The sequence below is a fragment of the Bradyrhizobium sp. CCBAU 53338 genome (genome assembly GCF_015291665.1).
Classification (GTDB): domain Bacteria; phylum Pseudomonadota; class Alphaproteobacteria; order Rhizobiales; family Xanthobacteraceae; genus Bradyrhizobium.
In genome coordinates this window covers 1,103,004-1,119,989 of record NZ_CP030048.1, presented here as the reverse complement: position 1 = coordinate 1,119,989, position 16,986 = coordinate 1,103,004, and the positions used below count along the sequence as shown (strand labels likewise).

Annotated in this window: 14 protein-coding genes; 8 read left to right on the top strand and 6 right to left on the bottom strand. The window is 64.1% G+C overall.

Going from position 1 to position 16,986, the window contains the following annotated elements:
• The first annotated feature begins 41 nt into the window (after positions 1-41).
• The 8 genes from tkt (at position 42) to XH90_RS05365 (ending at position 9,661) form a co-directional block, all read left to right on the top strand.
• A complete protein-coding gene (tkt, locus tag XH90_RS05400; protein WP_194479565.1) occupies positions 42-2,027 on the top strand; it encodes a transketolase in 1,986 nt (661 codons plus the stop codon).
• 170 nt (positions 2,028-2,197) lie between these two features.
• Positions 2,198-3,205 carry a type I glyceraldehyde-3-phosphate dehydrogenase gene (gene gap / locus XH90_RS05395; RefSeq protein ID WP_194479564.1) on the top strand — a complete coding sequence of 336 codons (1,008 nt, stop codon included), beginning with the start codon at positions 2,198-2,200 and terminating at the stop codon, positions 3,203-3,205.
• Positions 3,206-3,337: 132 nt separating this feature from the next.
• Entirely contained in the window at positions 3,338-4,534 is a 1,197-nt protein-coding gene (gene pgk, locus XH90_RS05390; RefSeq protein ID WP_194479563.1) for a phosphoglycerate kinase, read from the top strand.
• A gap of 45 nt (positions 4,535-4,579) precedes the next feature.
• Positions 4,580-5,647, top strand: a complete 1,068-nt coding sequence (gene fba, locus XH90_RS05385) for a class II fructose-bisphosphate aldolase (protein WP_194479562.1) — start codon at positions 4,580-4,582, stop codon at positions 5,645-5,647.
• Between the two features lie 268 nt (positions 5,648-5,915).
• A complete protein-coding gene (locus tag XH90_RS05380; protein ID WP_194479561.1) occupies positions 5,916-6,941 on the top strand; it encodes a class I fructose-bisphosphate aldolase in 1,026 nt (341 codons plus the stop codon).
• A 2-nt stretch (positions 6,942-6,943) separates the two neighbouring features.
• Positions 6,944-7,612 (top strand): thiamine phosphate synthase, encoded by a 669-nt coding sequence (locus tag XH90_RS05375; protein WP_194479560.1) that lies wholly within the window; start codon positions 6,944-6,946, stop codon positions 7,610-7,612.
• 8 nt (positions 7,613-7,620) lie between these two features.
• On the top strand, positions 7,621-8,736 hold the full coding sequence (locus XH90_RS05370; RefSeq protein ID WP_194479559.1) for a tetratricopeptide repeat protein: 1,116 nt from the start codon (positions 7,621-7,623) through the stop codon (positions 8,734-8,736).
• Positions 8,737-8,875: 139 nt separating this feature from the next.
• Complete coding sequence (locus XH90_RS05365) at positions 8,876-9,661, top strand: inositol monophosphatase family protein (protein ID WP_194479558.1); 786 nt, start codon at positions 8,876-8,878, stop codon at positions 9,659-9,661.
• A gap of 14 nt (positions 9,662-9,675) precedes the next feature.
• Here the strand turns inward: XH90_RS05365 and XH90_RS05360 are convergent, their stop codons facing one another.
• The 6 genes from XH90_RS05360 to XH90_RS05335 form a co-directional block, all read right to left on the bottom strand.
• Entirely contained in the window at positions 9,676-9,963 is a 288-nt protein-coding gene (locus XH90_RS05360; protein ID WP_194479557.1) for a hypothetical protein, read from the bottom strand.
• A 16-nt stretch (positions 9,964-9,979) separates the two neighbouring features.
• Positions 9,980-11,050, bottom strand: a complete 1,071-nt coding sequence (locus XH90_RS05355) for a hypothetical protein (protein ID WP_194479556.1) — start codon at positions 11,048-11,050, stop codon at positions 9,980-9,982.
• Between the two features lie 226 nt (positions 11,051-11,276).
• A complete protein-coding gene (locus tag XH90_RS05350; protein ID WP_194479555.1) occupies positions 11,277-11,528 on the bottom strand; it encodes a hypothetical protein in 252 nt (83 codons plus the stop codon).
• A gap of 113 nt (positions 11,529-11,641) precedes the next feature.
• Positions 11,642-14,797, bottom strand: coding sequence for a multidrug efflux RND transporter permease subunit (locus XH90_RS05345; protein WP_194479554.1), 3,156 nt, complete (start codon positions 14,795-14,797; stop codon positions 11,642-11,644).
• 6 nt (positions 14,798-14,803) lie between these two features.
• Positions 14,804-15,994, bottom strand: coding sequence for an efflux RND transporter periplasmic adaptor subunit (locus tag XH90_RS05340; protein WP_194479553.1), 1,191 nt, complete (start codon positions 15,992-15,994; stop codon positions 14,804-14,806).
• Positions 15,995-16,276: 282 nt separating this feature from the next.
• Positions 16,277-16,840, bottom strand: a complete 564-nt coding sequence (locus XH90_RS05335; RefSeq protein ID WP_194479552.1) for a hemerythrin domain-containing protein — start codon at positions 16,838-16,840, stop codon at positions 16,277-16,279.
• Between the last annotated feature and the right edge of the window lie 146 nt (positions 16,841-16,986).

Below are 16,986 nucleotides of genomic sequence, written 5' to 3'. Positions count from 1 at the left end.
CACACCACCGCCAAGCGCCTCATTTCAGACGGATTTCAGACATGACGCAAGTCGACCACACCCGCATGGCCAACGCGATCCGTGGCCTCTCGATGGACGCTGTCGAGAAGGCGAAATCGGGCCATCCCGGCCTGCCGATGGGCGCCGCCGACATCGCCACGGTGCTGTTTACGCAATTCCTGAAATACGACGCCGCGGCAACCGACTGGCCCGATCGCGACCGCTTCGTGCTCTCGGCCGGACACGGCTCGATGCTGCTCTATTCGCTGCTGTATTTGACCGGCAACGCCGCGATGACGCTGGACCAGCTCAAGAACTTCCGGCAGCTCGGCTCACTGACGCCGGGTCATCCCGAGAACTTCCACACCAAGGGCATCGAGACCACCACCGGTCCGCTCGGCCAGGGCATCTCGACCGCGGTCGGCATGGCGCTCGCCGAGAAGATGCTGGCCGCCGAGTTCGGCAAGAAGATCGTCGACCACCACACCTACGTGCTCGCCTCCGACGGCGACCTGATGGAAGGCGTATCGCAGGAAGCCATCGCGATGGCCGGCCACTGGAAGCTCGGCAAGCTGATCGTGCTCTACGACGACAACGGCATCTCGATCGACGGCCCGACCTCGATCTCCGATTCCGTCGACCAGGTGAAGCGCTTCAAGTCCGCGGGCTGGGCCGCCGAGAAGATCGACGGCCACGACCAGGCTGCGATCGCGGCTGCGATCACCCGCGCGCAGAAATCCAACAAGCCGACGCTGATCGCCTGCCGCACCACCATCGGCTTCGGCGCGCCGCACAAGGCCGGCACCGCGAAGGCGCACGGCGAAGCGCTTGGCGCCGACGAGCTCAAGGCCGCCAAGGAAAATCTCGGCATCTCGCAGGACGCCTTCTCGGTGCCTGACGACGTGCTGAAGGCCTGGCGCGCGGCCGGCAGCCGCGGCACTACGGCCCGTCAGGAATGGGAGGGACGGCTCGGTGAGCTCGGCAGCCGCAAGCGCGCCGAGTTCGAGCGGCGCCTGCGCCACGAGCGCCCCGCTTCGCTCGCCAAGGCGGTGAAGGCCTACAAGAAGGAGCTGCTGGAAAAGCCGATGAACGCGGCGACCCGCAAGTCCTCCGAAGCCGTGATCGAGGTCATCGCCGGCGCGATGCCGATGGAATTCCTCGCAGGCTCCGCCGACCTCACCGGCTCCAACAACAACAAGGCGAAGTCGGCGACGGCGTTCTCGGCGAAGACGCCGAAGGGCCGTTTCATCCATTACGGCATCCGCGAGCACGGCATGGCGGCTGCGATGAACGGCATCTTCCTGCACGGCGGCTTCGCGCCGAACGGCGCGACCTTCCTCGTCTTCACGGACTACGCGCGTCCGGCGATGCGCCTCGCCGCGCTGATGGGCGCCGGCGTCGTCTACGTGATGACGCATGATTCCATCGGCCTCGGCGAAGACGGTCCGACCCATCAGCCGGTCGAGCATCTCTCGGCGCTCCGCGCCATTCCGAACATGCGGGTGTTCCGCCCGTGCGACGCCATCGAGGTTGCCGAGTGCTGGGAGCTTGCGCTCAACCGCATCGATGGTCCGACCACGCTGGCGCTGACGCGGCAGAACCTGCCGCAGCTCCGCACGTCAGCACCGAACGACAATCCGTGCGCGGCCGGCGCCTACGAGCTGGTCGCGGCCCAGGGCGAAGCCAAGGCGACCTTGTTCGCCTCCGGCTCCGAGGTCGAGATCGCGGTAGCCGCCCAGAAGCAGCTCGCCGAGCGCGGCATCGCGTCACGGGTGGTCTCGGTGCCCTCGCTCGAGCTTTTGTTAGCGCAACCAGAAGCCAAGCGCGCCGAGATCATCGGCAACGCCCCGGTGAAGGTCGCGATCGAAGCCGCCGTGCGCTGGGGCTGGGATGCCGTGATCGGCCAGGATGGCGAATTCGTGGGCATGCATTCGTTCGGCGCGAGCGCGCCGGCGAAGGACCTTTTCAAGCATTTCGGGATTACCGCCGAGGCTGCGGTCAACGCCGTGCTGAAGCGCGTCAGCTGAGAGTTGAGCTTGCCAAAAAAAAGGACTACGTAGTCTCTCATATGATCAAGCATCGCCCGGCCGAACCGGGCGTCCGCCTCTAAAAAACCCTCGCAGGCGCGCAAAGCGCGTTGTGCGGGACGATGGGGTTATTGAACAGCCGTCATTGAACGGTCATAAGGAGACGAAACATGGCAGTCCGCGTTGGAATTAACGGTTTTGGTCGCATCGGCCGCAACGTCCTGCGGGCTATCGCCGAGTCCGGCCGCAAGGACATCGAGGTCGTCGGCATCAACGATCTCGGCCCGGTCGAGACCAACGCCCATCTGCTCCGCTACGACAGCGTCCATGGCCGCTTTCCCGGCACCGTGACCGTCGACGGCGACTCGATCAGCCTCGGCGGCGGCAAGATCAAGGTGACCGCCGAGCGCGATCCCTCGAAGCTGCCCTGGAAGGATCTCGGCGTCGACATCGCGCTGGAATGCACCGGCATCTTCACCGCGAAGGACAAGGCCTCCGCGCATCTGACCGCCGGCGCCAAGCGCGTGCTGGTCTCCGCGCCCGCCGACGGCGCCGACGCCACCATCGTCTACGGCGTCAACCACGACACGCTGACCAGGGATCACCTGGTCGTCTCCAACGGAAGCTGCACCACCAACTGCCTCGCGCCGGTCGCCAAGGTGCTGAACGATCTCGTCGGCATCGAGACCGGCTTCATGACCACGATCCACGCCTACACCGGCGACCAGCCGACGCTGGACACGCTGCACAAGGATCTCTACCGCGGCCGTGCGGCGGCGATGTCGATGATCCCGACCTCGACCGGTGCTGCCAAGGCCATCGGCCTCGTGCTGCCCGAGCTGAAGGGCAAGCTCGACGGCGTCGCGATCCGCGTGCCGACCCCGAACGTCTCGGTCGTCGACCTCAAGATCGTCGCCAAGCGCGCCACCGACGCCAAGGAAATCAACGCGGCGATGAAGCGCGCCTCCGAGCAACAGCTCAAGGGCGTGCTCGGCTACACCTCCGCGCCGAACGTCTCGATCGACTTCAACCATGACCCGCACTCCTCGACCTTCCACGAGGACCAGACCAAGGTGCAGAACGGCACGCTGGTGCGCGTGATGTCCTGGTACGACAACGAGTGGGGCTTCTCGAACCGCATGGCCGACACCGCGGTTGCGATGAGCAAGGTGATCTAAGCAAGGTCTCGTGTCCCGGACGCGGTGCAGCGCTTGCGCTGCTCCGCAGATCCGGGACCCATTCAACCGCGGGACTCGCTGTAAGGTGGGTCCCGGTTCTGCGCAGCGGCGCCCGGGACAAGGAAGCGTCCGATGACCAACAAATTCCGCACCCTCGACGACGTCGACGTGAAGGGCAAGCGCGTGCTGCTCCGCGTCGATCTCAACGTGCCCATGGACGATGGCCGCGTCACCGACGCGACCCGGCTCGAGCGCGTCGCGCCGACCATCAATGAAATCTCGGACAAGGGCGGCAAGGTCATCCTGCTCGCGCATTTCGGCCGCCCGAAGGGACGCGACCCCAAGGAGTCGCTCAAGCCCGTTGCGGAAGCGCTGTCGAAGGTCGTGAAGAAGCCGGTCGCCTTCGCCGATGATTGCATCGGCGAGCCCGCAGCCAAGGCGGTCGCGGCGCTGAAGGATGGCGACATCCTCTGTCTGGAAAACACCCGCTTCCACAAGGAAGAGGAAAAGAACGATCCGGCCTTCGTCGCGGAGCTCGCCAAGCTCGGCGACATCTGGGTCAGCGACGCGTTCTCGGCGGCGCACCGCGCCCATGCCTCGACCGAAGGCCTCGGCCACAAGCTGCCGGCCTATGCCGGCCGCACCATGCAGGCCGAGCTCGACGCGCTGGAGAAGGCGCTGGGTTCGCCGACCAAGCCCGTCATCGCCATCATCGGCGGCGCAAAAGTCTCGACCAAGATCGACCTCCTGGAAAACCTCGTCAGCAAGGTCGACGCGCTGGTGATCGGCGGCGGCATGGCCAACACCTTCCTGCACGCCCAGGGCGTCGGCGTCGGCAAGTCGCTGGCCGAGAAGGATCTCGCAGCCACGGCGCTGCGCATCATGGAGAAGGCGGAAGCCGCCAACTGCGCCATCATCCTCCCCGTCGACGCCACCGTCGCCTATCATTTCGCGGCGAATGCGCCCTCGCACGCCTACGGCCTCGATGCGATCCCGGCCGACGGCATGATCCTCGACGTCGGCCCGCAATCGATCGTGCGCGTCCAGGCCGCGATCGACGATGCCGCCACGCTGGTCTGGAACGGGCCGCTCGGCGCGTTCGAGATGCAGCCGTTCGACCGCGGCACGGTCGCGGCCGCCAAGCATGCGGCAGAACGTACGAAAGCGAAAAAGCTGATCTCGATCGCGGGCGGAGGCGATACCGTCGCGGCGCTCAACCAGGCCCATGTGGCCGGTCAGTTCACCTATGTCTCGACCGCCGGTGGCGCATTTCTTGAATGGATGGAAGGCAAGCCCCTGCCCGGCGTCGAAGTTCTGCGCACCAAGTAATTCGAAGAAACAAGCGGCCTCACGCCCAACCGGAGAAGAACACAGATGGCTCGGATCACGTTGCGTCAATTGCTCGACCATGCGGCTGAGAACGATTACGGCGTACCGGCCTTCAACATCAACAACATGGAGCAGGCGCTGGCGATCATGGACGCGGCCAACCAGGTCGACGCGCCGGTCATCATCCAGGCCTCGCGCGGTGCGCGCTCCTACGCCAACGACGTCATGCTCAAGCACATGATGGACGCGGTGACCGAGATCTATCCGCACATTCCGGTCTGCGTGCATCTCGACCACGGCAACGAGGCCGCGACCTGCATGACCGCGATCCAGGCCGGCTTCACCTCCGTGATGATGGACGGCTCGCTGAAGGCCGACGGCAAGACCCCCGGCGACTGGGCCTACAATGTCGGCGTCACCAGGACCGTGACCGACATGGCCCATCTCGGCGGCATCTCGGTCGAGGGCGAGCTCGGCGTGCTCGGCTCGCTAGAGACAGGCATGGGCGACAAGGAAGACGGCCACGGCGCCGAAGGCAAGCTCAGCCACGACCAGCTGCTGACCAATCCGGACGAGGCCGTGAAGTTCGTCCAGGAAACCAAGGTCGACGCGCTCGCGATCGCGATGGGCACCTCCCACGGCGCCTACAAGTTTACCCGCAAGCCCGACGGCGACATCCTCGCCATGAAGGTGATCGAGGAGATCCACCGCAAGCTGCCGAACACGCATCTGGTCATGCACGGCTCCTCGTCGGTGCCGCAGGACCTGCAGGACATCATCAACGCCTATGGCGGCAAGATGAAGCCGACCTGGGGCGTGCCTGTCGCCGAGATCCAGCGCGGCATCAAGAACGGCGTGCGCAAGATCAACATCGACACCGACAACCGCATGGCCATGACCGGCCAGATCCGGAAAGTGCTGAAGGACAATCCGGAAGAGTTCGATCCGCGCAAGTACCTCAAGCCGGCGATGGAAGCCATGACCAAGCTGTGCAAGCAGCGGCTCCAGGAGTTCAATACCGCAGGCCAGGCCGCCAAGTTCAAGAAGATCCTGACCCCCGCCGACATGGCCAAGCGTTACGCCAAGGGCGAACTCGACCCCCGCGTCGCGTAAGCGATCGCGCGGGTGGCGTAAAGCCCCTCTTCTGTCATTCCGGGACACGCGAACGGGTCCGCGCGAACGCGCGGTCCGATGACAGGCTCCGCGTGGGCCCGGAATCCATAACCACGGCTTGGGGTTATGGATTCCGGGCCTGCGCCTTTCGGCGCATCCCGGAATGACGGAGAACGGCTTTACCCTGCGACCAACGTTAACTCGGCAATTGCCCGAGAACGGTCTATTTTCACAGGCAAGGGCAGAATCGTTTTGGGAGGACCTCTCGATGAATCTGACTGAGCTCAACAGGGTGGCGACCGCCATGGTCGCACCAGGCAAGGGCATCCTTGCCGCCGATGAATCCTCCGGGACCATCAAGAAGCGGTTCGACGCGATCGGCGTGGAGTCGACGGAAGCCAACCGCCGCGACTATCGCGAGATGCTGTTCCGCTCCAGGGAGGCCATGAGCCAGTACATCTCCGGCGTGATCCTCTATGACGAGACGATCTGGCAGAATGCCGCGGACGGCACGCCGCTGGTCAAGCTGATCGAGCAGAGCGGCGCCATTCCCGGCATCAAGGTCGACGAGGGCACGCAAGGCCTGCCGATGTGCCCAGGCGAGCTCGTGACCGTCGGGCTCGACAAGCTCGCCGAACGCCTGAGGAAATACTACGAGCGCGGCGCGCGTTTTGCCAAATGGCGCGCGGTGATCGATATCGGCAGCGGCATTCCGTCGATGACCGCGATCAGCGTCAACGCGCACGCGCTGGCGCGCTATGCCGCGCTGTGCCAGGCCGCGCAGATCGTGCCGATCGTCGAGCCGGAGGTATTGATGGACGGCGATCACGACATCGATCGCTGCCATGAGGTCACGAGCCGCGTGCTCAACAAGACGTTCCAGGAGCTGCGCGTGCAGCGCGTCGCGCTCGAAGGCATGGTGCTGAAGCCGAACATGGCTATCTCGGGCAAGAAATGCGCAAGGCAGGCCTCCGTCGAGGAGGTCGCTGAAAAGACCATCCGTCTGCTCAAGGCCTGCGTGCCGGCGGCGGTGCCGGGCATCGCCTTCCTCTCCGGCGGCCAGTCGGACGAGGAGGCGACCGCGCATCTCAACGCCATGCACAAGCTCGGCCCGCTGCCCTGGGGCCTGACCTTCTCATACGGCCGCGCGCTGCAGGCCGCGCCTCAGAAGGCCTGGTCGGGCAGGCCTGAGAATGTTACGGCCGGGCAAAACGCGTTCAGTCATCGCGCCCGCATGAACGGCCTCGCCTCCAGGGGCGAATGGCAGAGCAGCCTGGAAAAGAAGGCAGCCTAACCTTGTCGAACAAATCGCCTCCGCCGCGCCCGGCGCCGCGTCTCTATCTCGCGACGCCTGTGGTCGACGATCCCGCCGCGCTCCTCGCCGAACTGCCCGACCTGCTTGCGGCCGTCGATGTCGCGGCCGTGCTGTTGCGGCTGAAGGAGACCGACCAGCGCACCATGATCTCGCGGATCAAGGCCCTGGCGCCGGTCGTGCAGAAGGCCGGCGCGGCCCTGCTCGTCGACGGCCATCCCGAGATCGTCGCGCGCGGCGGCGCCGATGGCGCGCATCTTTCGGATATCGCAGCGCTGGAAGAGGCGATGCCGTCGCTCAAGCCCGATCGCATCGCCGGCGTCGGCGGGCTCGAAACGCGCCACGAATCCATGAACGCCGGCGAGATGGGCGCGGACTACGTGCTGTTCGGCGAGCCCGATGCGAAAGGCCAGCGGCCGTCGGCCCAGGCGATTGCCGAGCGATTGGACTGGTGGGCCGAGCTGTTCGAGCCCCCCTGTGTCGGCTTCGCGGTGTCGTTCGAGGAAGCCCACGACTTCGCCGCCAGCGGCGCCGATTTCGTGCTGGTCGGCGATCTCGTCTGGGCCGACCCGCGCGGGCCCAAGGCGGCGTTGATCGAGGCCGACGCCGCGATCAAGAAGGCCTTCACGGCTGTTGCCGTGGGCCGGAGCTAGCGCCCGACATGACGCTTCCGCGCCTCACCCTTCTGGCCACGCTGCTGCTGGTGGCACCTGCGGCCGCGCAGCTCCAGCTCACGCCACCGGCGACGATCCCGAGTCCTGCGCCCGAGAAGCAGAAGCCCAAGGAAGCCGCCAAGGAATCTGCAAAGGAATCTGCAAAGGAAAAACCCAAGGTCGCGCCGCACACGATAAAGAAGAAAGAGGCTGCGCCGGCGCCAAAGCCCTCGGCCTCGCCGAGCCCGACGCTGCCTGCAACCGTGATCCCCGCGCCGCCGACCGACAATTCCAATGTCGATCTGGTGTTCGGCGCCTATCAGCGCGGCCAGTACAAGACCGCCTTCGACCTCGCCAGCGAACGGGCCAAGAACGGCGATGCCAAGGCCATGACCATGCTGGGCGAGCTCTATTCCAACGCCATGGGCATCAGGCGCGACTACGCCAAGGCGATCGAATGGTACAAGCGCGCCTCCGACGCCGGCGATCGCGAGGCGATGTTCGCGCTCGCGATGCTGCGCATGTCCGGCCGTGGCGGCCCCGTCGACAAGGGCGAGGCGGTCAAGCTGATGGCCTCCGCTGCCAAGCTTGGCGAGCCCAAGGCGGCCTATAACCTCGCTCTGCTCTATCTGGACGGCCAGACCCTACCGCAGGACGTCAAGCGCTCCGCCGAGCTGCTCCGCCAGGCGGCCGATGCCGGACTGCCCGAGGCGCAATACGCGCTCGCGACCTTCTACAAGGAGGGCACCGGGGTGCCGAAGGACCTCGAAAGGTCGGTGCGGCTGCTCCAGGCGGCGTCGCTCGCCGACAATGTCGATGCCGAGGTCGAATATGCCATCGCCATGTTCAACGGCACCGGCACGCCGAAGAACGAGCCCGCAGCCGTGGCGTTGCTGCGCAAGGCGTCCCGCCAGGGCAGTGCGATCGCGCAGAACCGCCTCGCCTGGGTCCTGATCAACGGCATGGGCGCGCCCATGGACAAGGTCGAGGGCTTCAAATGGCACCTGGTGGCCAAGACCGCCGGCAAAGGCGACCCCGAGCTCGACAAGGAGCTGTCGGACCTGCCGGCCGAGGACCGCGCCAAGGCGGAGGCCGCCGCCAAGAAATGGCTCGGGGACAAATGACCCGAGGCCAGATGACCCGACGCCAAATGATCTGACGCCAAATGATCTGACGCAATGACTTGACGTTTGGCCCCTCGCGGGGCACCCAATCCCTCAAATGGCGTGGTCCTGCGCCCCTCCCCCGTCAAAGACTGATCTCATGCTGTATTCCGCCACTATCAACGTCATGGTCAAAGCCGCGCGCCGCGCCGGCCGCAGCCTCAAGCGCGATCTCGGCGAGATCGAGCATCTCCAGGTCTCGCTCAAGGGCCCTGCCAACTTCGTTTCGCTCGCCGACAAGCGCGCCGAGGAAATCCTCTACCAGGACCTCGCCAAGGCGCGGCCCGGCTACGGCTTCATCGGCGAAGAGGGCGGCATGCGCGAGGGCACCGACAAGAGCCACACCTGGATCGTCGACCCGCTGGACGGCACCACCAACTTCCTGCACGGCATCCCGCAATTCGCGATCTCGATCGGCCTCGTGCGCGAGGGCACGATCATCGCCGGCGTGATCTACAATCCCGCCAATGACGAGCTGTACATCGCCGAGCGCGGCAAGGGCGCCTTCCTCAACGACCAGCGCCTGCGCGTCGCCGGCCGCCGCCAGCTCAACGAATGCGTGGTGGCCTGCGGCCTGCCCCATATCGGCCGCGGCGACCACGAGGAATTCCGCCGCGAGATGACCGCGATCCAGGACCGCGTCGCGGGCCTGCGCCGCTTCGGCGCCGCCTCGCTCGACCTCGCCTTCGTCGCCGCCGGCCGTCTCGACGGCTACTGGGAACGCAATCTGCAATCCTGGGACATCGCCGCCGGCATGCTCATGGTGCGCGAAGCCGGCGGCACGGTGAGCGACATCAACACGCCGGGCGATGCTCTCGTCACCGGCGACGTCGTGTGCGGCAACGAGTTCGTGCACGGCGAGCTGGTGAAGATTTTACGGAAGTAGCGGCTCAACAGCCGCTACATGCAGAAGCAAAACGGGTCGTTGGGATCGCAATCGCAGTTCGACAGCGGGTGAGGCTGCGCGAGGTCCGGATGCTCCGCAAGTTCCTTGAGCTTATCGAAATTCTTCCGTTTGACCTGAACGAACGTTGCGGTCTTGGTCCTTCCAACCGCATCCTTGAAATCTTTTGCGAGCCCCGCCTTGCGCGCCGCCTTCTTCAGGCCTTCCAGGGCCTTCGCATGAATATGAACTATCGCGGCTTTCTTGCCTTTCATTGCGCTCTTCTTGCTTGCCTTCTTGGCCATCTTTTCCTCCGTCAAATCACTGTTGGATCACAATCGTCGGCTTGAATATTTTTTGCTGCAGGAACTGCTCGACGGCCCTCGCCGCGCCAAGCTCCGCTCGTCCTCCGGTCGCCGTGATCAGATTGCCCGCGAAGCCGTCGAATAGCGCGGTGCGGACATTTCTCACCTCCTTGGCGCCGCCCTGATCAAGGTAGAGACCCATGGTGAGCTTATGGGTATCCTTTCGCATGGCTGAAACACCGAGGGTCGCATCGGAGACCTGGAACGCCGGCCCGATCGGGGCGAAAACCACCTTGGGCGTCGCTGACCCGCCAATCGTGGTCTGGAATTCGAGTTGGTCAACCATCGTAGGCGGAGCGCTCGCGCTGAGACTGACGAAATCCTTACTTCCGTCTCCGGTGAGATTTCCGAAGAAGGACAGCAGCATGAAATCGTAGACCATCTTGTGAACGCCAACTTTGCCGTAAATCGGATAGATGATGTTGGCTTCGACGATGGAGTTGGTGCAGTAGGATTCGGGAACGTACTTGATCAGACCGTAGAAATTGTCGGTGATCGTGAACGACCGCTCATTCTGGCGGTATCGATCGAAATTTCCCTTGAGCCCCAGCTGTACCTGGGTCGAGACCGGCAGCGGACGGATGAAATTGATTTCAGGGTCGATATTGTTCTGCTCGTATCCGGTCAGGTCGAAATTGTAGGCAACGCCGGTGGCGAGCAGGACATCGACGACGTATCGCGCGAAGCCGGTGAGTTTCCTCGGATCAAATTTCGCGATCGACGCTTTGTCGGCGTCGTACTCATCAAATCTCGTCACGGCGTACGCGTAGGATTTATCATCGACCTTCTGGAATGTTCGACCACCGGGCACCGGAATTACCTGCCGGTCTTTTGGATCCATCAAAAAATTGCGAAGTGATTCGATCACAGCCTGCCGCGTCTCGCAGCGGATTTGCCTGACGATGTTGTAAGTCGATATGTGAGCCGTATCGTCCGGCAACGGACGAATGGCACATCCGCCGATAATCAATGCGCAAAGGACAACAGCAACTATGCGTCGGCAATTCGCGAAATCTCGCGCCAACATGACCGCCCCCTGAAATATTCCCCAAGGCGATTATGCACGAAACTAAATCTATCGAAAGTTGAATCTTTTGCGACGGCTACCTTGGCGGCATCGAATTACCATCCGCGTTTTTGCGGTAGCGAATTTCGCGGGCCTCGCGCTGCGCCCGGGATGCGATTTCCTATGGAGAGACCGGAGGCATGGAGGCCGCCAAAGTGCGGCCTCCGGTGCTGCGCCGAACGGCGAATTACCACGCCACCCATTTGCGGCCGTGCCAATAGCCACGGCCTTCGTGCTCACGGAAAGCAAATTTTTCGCGCGGGCCCCAGTGCCAGTTGTCCTCGTGAACGACGACACCGGCTTCGTGCGGAAAGTCGTAAGCCTCATGCGTATGCCAGCAGGTGTGGCCCCGACACACGATCGCCGCCGACGCGGTGAAGGTCGACATCACAAGCACGCCGGTGCCGATGGCGGCAGCGGAAAGGATCTTCTTCAACATGTGGACGATTTCTCCGTGGAACCCCTAACCCCGCGGGCAAACAGATTTGCCGCGGGTCGGTTCCATCTGAGAGCGTGAAGCTTTCGTAAGGATATTCGTGCGCCGCGCGTCCGTTATGGCTTCACCGGCGCCGGCGGGCCGTAGGCCTCGCTTTCCCTCGCGGCCTTCGGCTCTCTGTCCCCCGCCAGCACGCGCTGCACCGAGACGAAAAACACCGGCACCATCAGCAGCGCCAAAATCACGACCGCGATCATGCCGCCCATCACGACGGTGCCGAGCGATTGCTGGCTGGCGCCGCCGGCGCCGTGGGCGATCGCCATCGGCAGCACGCCGCAGATGAAGGCAAGGCCGGTCATCAGGATCGGGCGGAAGCGCAGGCGGCAGGCCTCGATCGTCGCTTCGACCAGCGGCTTGCCTTCCTTCCGCAAATCCTTGGCGAACTCGATGATCAGGATTGCGTCCTTGGCGGCTAGTCCGATGATGGTGATCAGGCCGACGGTGAAATAGACGTCGTTGGGCAGGCCGCGCAGCATGGCCGCCGCCACCGCGCCGACGATGCCGAGCGGCACGGTGAGCAGCACCGCGAGCGGAATGGTCCAGCTCTCGTAGAGCGCGGCCAGACACAGGAACACGACGAAGACGGAGAGCGCCAGCAGGAACGGCGCCTGCGAGCCCGACAGCTTTTCCTGGAGCGACTGTCCGGTCCATTCGTAACCGAAGCCGCGCGGGAGCTTGCCGGCAAGCCTCTCCATCTCGGCAATGGCATCGCCCGAGGTGAAGCCGGGCCTGGCCTCACCAGAGATACGCACTGCCGGGTAGTAGTTGAAGCCGGCAATCTGGGTCGGGCCGCGCGACCATTCGACCGTCGCAAAGGAGGAGAACGGTACCAGCTGGCCACGAGAATTCTTGACGTTGTAGTTGAGGATGTCCTCGGGCTTCATGCGGTCGCGGGCTTCCGCCTGGACCACGACACGCTGCATGCGGCCACGGTTCGGGAAGTCGTTGATGTAGTTCGAGCCGAGATTGGTCGAGACCGTGTTGTTGATGTCCTCGAAGGTGACGCCGAAGGCGCCGGCCTTCTCGCGGTCGATCACGAGATTGACCACGCCGGCCTCGGGCAGGCCTTCGACATAGACCTTCTGCAGCACCGGGCTCGCATTGGCCTCCGCGATCAGCTGGTCGGCGGCGCGCATCAGGGCCGGATAGCCCTTCTGGCCGCGGTCCTGCAGACGGAACGAGAAGCCCGAGGAGTTGCCGAGATTGTCGATCGGCGGCGGCTGCAAGGCCGAAATCTTGGCGTCGCGGATCGAGGACGACAGATCGCGGTTGATGTCATTGACGATCGCCGCGGCCGACTCCTTCGGCCCGCGTTCCGACCAGTCCTTCAAGGTGATGAAGGCCTGCGCGGTGTTCATGCCCTGGCCGGAGAAGCTGAAGCCGGTGAGGAAGGTGACGTTGTCCACGCCCGGACGCTGCGCCAGATATTTTTCCACCTTCTCGATCACAGCCTCTGTGCGGCCGTAGGACGAGTCGGACGGCGTCTGCACGTCGGTGGTGACGAAGCCCTGGTCGTCGACGGGCAGGAAGCCGCCGGGCAGGTTGACGAAGGCCCAGGACAATCCGGCCAGCAGCGCGGCATAGACCATCATCAGGCGCCCGGTGCGCTTCAGCGAGAAGCCGACGGTGCGGGAATAGCCCTCCTTGCCGCCATCGAGCATGCGGTTGAACCAGCCGAACACGCCGCGCCTCGCATGACCGTGGCCGGGCGCGACGGGCTTGAGCAGGGTCGCGCACAGCGCCGGCGTCAGCGATAGCGCCAGGAAGGCGGAGAAGCCGATCGCCGCGACCATTGTCACCGAGAACTGGCGGTAGATGATGCCGACCGAGCCCGGGAAGAACGCCATCGGCACGAACACCGCCATCAACACCAGCGTGATGCCGATGATGGCGCTGGTGATCTGCGACATTGCCTTGCGCGTCGCCTCCTTCGGCGACAGGCCTTCCTCGGCCATGATGCGCTCGACGTTCTCGACGACGACAATAGCGTCGTCGACGAGGATGCCGACCGCGAGCACCATGCCGAACATGCTGAGCATGTTGATGGAATAGCCGGCGAGCAGCAGCACGGTGCAGGCGCCCAAGAGTGCCACCGGCACCACGATGGTCGGGATGACAGTGTAGCGGATGTTCTGGAGGAACAGGAACATCACGACGAAGACGAGCACCACCGCCTCGAGCAGCGTCGACAGCACCTTCTTGATCGAGGCCTCGACCACGGGCGTGATGTTGTAGGGGATTTCGTAGGAGATGTTCGCCGGAAAGAAGCGCGACAGCTCCTTCATCTTCTCCTCGACCGCGCTCGCGGTCGCCAGCGCGTTTCCGGTCGGCGACAGCAGCACCGACAGACCGGCTGTCGGTTTGCCGTCGAGGCGGGTATTGAACTGATAGCTGAGGCCGCCGACCTCGATGCGCGCGACGTCGCGCAGCCGCACGGTCGAGCCGTCGGCATTGGCGCGCAGGATGATGGCGCCGAATTCATCCGGCGACGACAGCTGGCCCTTGACCAGCACCAGCGCCGAGGTGCGCTGGGTCGCGGTCGACGGCTCGGCGCCGATGCTGCCCGAGGCGACCTGCGCATTCTGCGCCGCGATTGCCTTGTTGACGTCGTCGGCCGTCAGCCCATAGCCGACGAGCTTTGCGGGATCGACCCAGACACGAAGGCTGCGCTCGGTCGAATAGAGCGTGGCGCGGCCGACACCGGGGATGCGGCGGATTTCGCCGAGCACGTTGCGGATCATGAAGTCGCCGAGGCCGACTTCATCCAGGCTGCCGTCGGTCGAGTTCAGCGTGATGATCTGGAGCACCGCGCTGGACGCTTCCTCGATCAGAATGCCCTGCTGGATCACGGCGCGCGGCAGCCGCGCTTCGACACGCTTGATGCGGTTCTGCACCTCGACCGAGGCCGCGCTGGTATCGGTGCCCGGCTGGAAGTTGGCAATGATCTCGACCTGGCCGAGCGAGTCGCTGGTCGATTCGAAATTGAGGATGCCGGAGGCGCCGTTGAGCTCCTCCTCGATCAGGCGGGTGACGCTGTTGTAGAGGTTTTCGGGCGAGGCGCCCGGGTAGCTCGTCGAGATCGAGATCGATGGCGGTGCGATGATCGGATACTGCGCGATCGGCAACAGCGGGATCGAGATCGCGCCGATCAGACAGATGAACAGCGCGACGACCCAGGCGAAGATCGGCCTGTCGATGAAGAAGCTTGCCATGATGCCTTACTGCATCATCTGGGCGCGCTGACTTTCCACGATGACTTCAGCCTCGGCCCAGGATCGAGGTTTGACCTTGTCACCGGCGGCGAACTTCTGGAAGCCCTCCACGACGACCTTGTCGCCGGCCTTGAGGCCCTCGGTAACGAACCAGTCGCCGTCCTGCACCGAGCCGGTACGCACCGGCTGCACCGCGACGCGGTTGTCGTCCTTGACGACGAACACCTCGCTGCCGCCGGCACCATTGCGCTGGACCGCCTGCTGCGGCACTGCGATCGCGTCGCTGTCGATGCCCTGCTCTATCCGCACGCGAACGTACATCCCCGGCAACAGTTCGCGCTTCAGATTGGGAAATTCGCCGCGCAGTGTCACCTGTCCGGTGTTGGCGTCGACCTTGGCGTCGGAGAACAACAGCTTGCCGTTCAGCGGATAGATCGTGTTGTCGTCGAGCACCAGGCGCACCTTGGCGGCATCGGCCGCGATGCGCTCGAGGTCGCCACTCTCGAAGGCGCGACGAAGCTGATTGAGCTCGGTCACCGACTGGGTGAAATCCGCATAGATCGGATCGAGCTGCTGGATGGTGGCGAGATTGGTCTCGTTCTGCACCGCGAGCGCACCTTCGCTGACGAGGGCCGCACCGACGACACCGTCGATCGGCGCACGAACCGTGGCGTAGTCGAGATTGAGCTTCGCACGCGCGAGCTCGGCCTTGCGGCCCTCGACTTCGGCCTTGGCCTGATGTTCGGCGGCGATCGCCTTCTCGTTCTCGGCTTCGGGCGCGGCGCGCTGGCTGGTCAGCGTCGCGATGCGATGCGCCTGCTGCCTGGCCTGCACCAATGCAGCCTCGGCCTTGGCGACCGCTGCCTGGCTCGCCATCACCTCGACTTCGAACGGGCGCGGATCGATCCGGTAGAGGGGATCGCCCGCCTTCACCTCGCTGCCCTGGTGGAACATTCGTTCGACCACGATGCCCGAGACTCGCGGTCGCACGTCGGAGACGCGGGTCGGAGCGATGCGGCCAGGAAGTTCTCGCACCACGCTCCGTGGCTGCGGCCTGATCGTGACGACACTGACGTCGGGTTCCGTCGGTTGCGCCTGGACGATCGCCGAATTGGACTCATCGCAGCCCGCAAGCAGCGGCGCCGCGACCGCGAGCATTAGTGCCATGCAGGCGGATCGCGCATGAAGTGCTGGCATAAAGGTGGTTGCCCCGTGAATCGCTGATTGCTTCAGACGTCCGGATGGTTCCGGACAGTCCGATTTGAGAGCGAAAATAGTCTGCGCTTGCTGCGACGCAACGGATTGCACGGGCGGCTCAATGTCACATCGGCTATCGCACTGAGTTCAGAATGTTTTTCTGGATTCACCGGATTGTGAGTCAGGTTCCACCACGCCGCGCTGCGACAGAACATCGCAATCGAACGATGTCCAAACGACACCCTCAAGCGCGATCGCAATTCATCCCGATCTCATTGCGCTTCAGCGTCGTCCGGCTTCCGCCTCTTGTTCCAACTGCAAGATGCGTGCGCGGAGCGCGTCGAAGGTCTCTTCGGCCGAGTCGCTGAACAACGGATCCACATGGTCGGTCGAGGCAGAAGCGATCTCCGACCAATCTCGAGGCTTCAAAGCCTCGAGGGCGGCAGGAAAGAAATCACGATCTTCCATCTTGATGTGGCGCCGTTCGCTCTCGATGAAGTCGCGAACGATGTTGTCGACATCTTGCCGCAGCATTTCACGATCTGCGAGGACGTAATCGACCGCTCGAGCGACGCGGCGCAAACGCTCGGCGCCCTTCTGGTGCTCGAGTGTGAGATTGCCGACCTTTGCCGCCGCGGCGGGGTCGCGGCGCCTCAGCTTCGCAAAAACCAGCTCCTCCAGAGGATGATGGTACATCTCGGGATAGAGCTCGAAATAGCTGATGACCGCGCGAATGACTTCGTAATCAGGGCGGTCCCCCCGATCGAAGATCTCCAGCTCGCGCTCGAGGACGGCGAGCAGCGCCTCGATGTTGCGGTGTTCTCGAGACAAGCGCTCAATGATCATTGCAACCTCCAATGACGTCATTGAGAAGCCGTCAAGCTAACATGAGAACATCTCAGCGCTTTGCTTTAGATCAAACCCAGGAAGAATCGCGCCGAGAAGAGGACCAAGGAGGCAATAGGCCGCAATGGTTCTCCCGAGGCACTCGG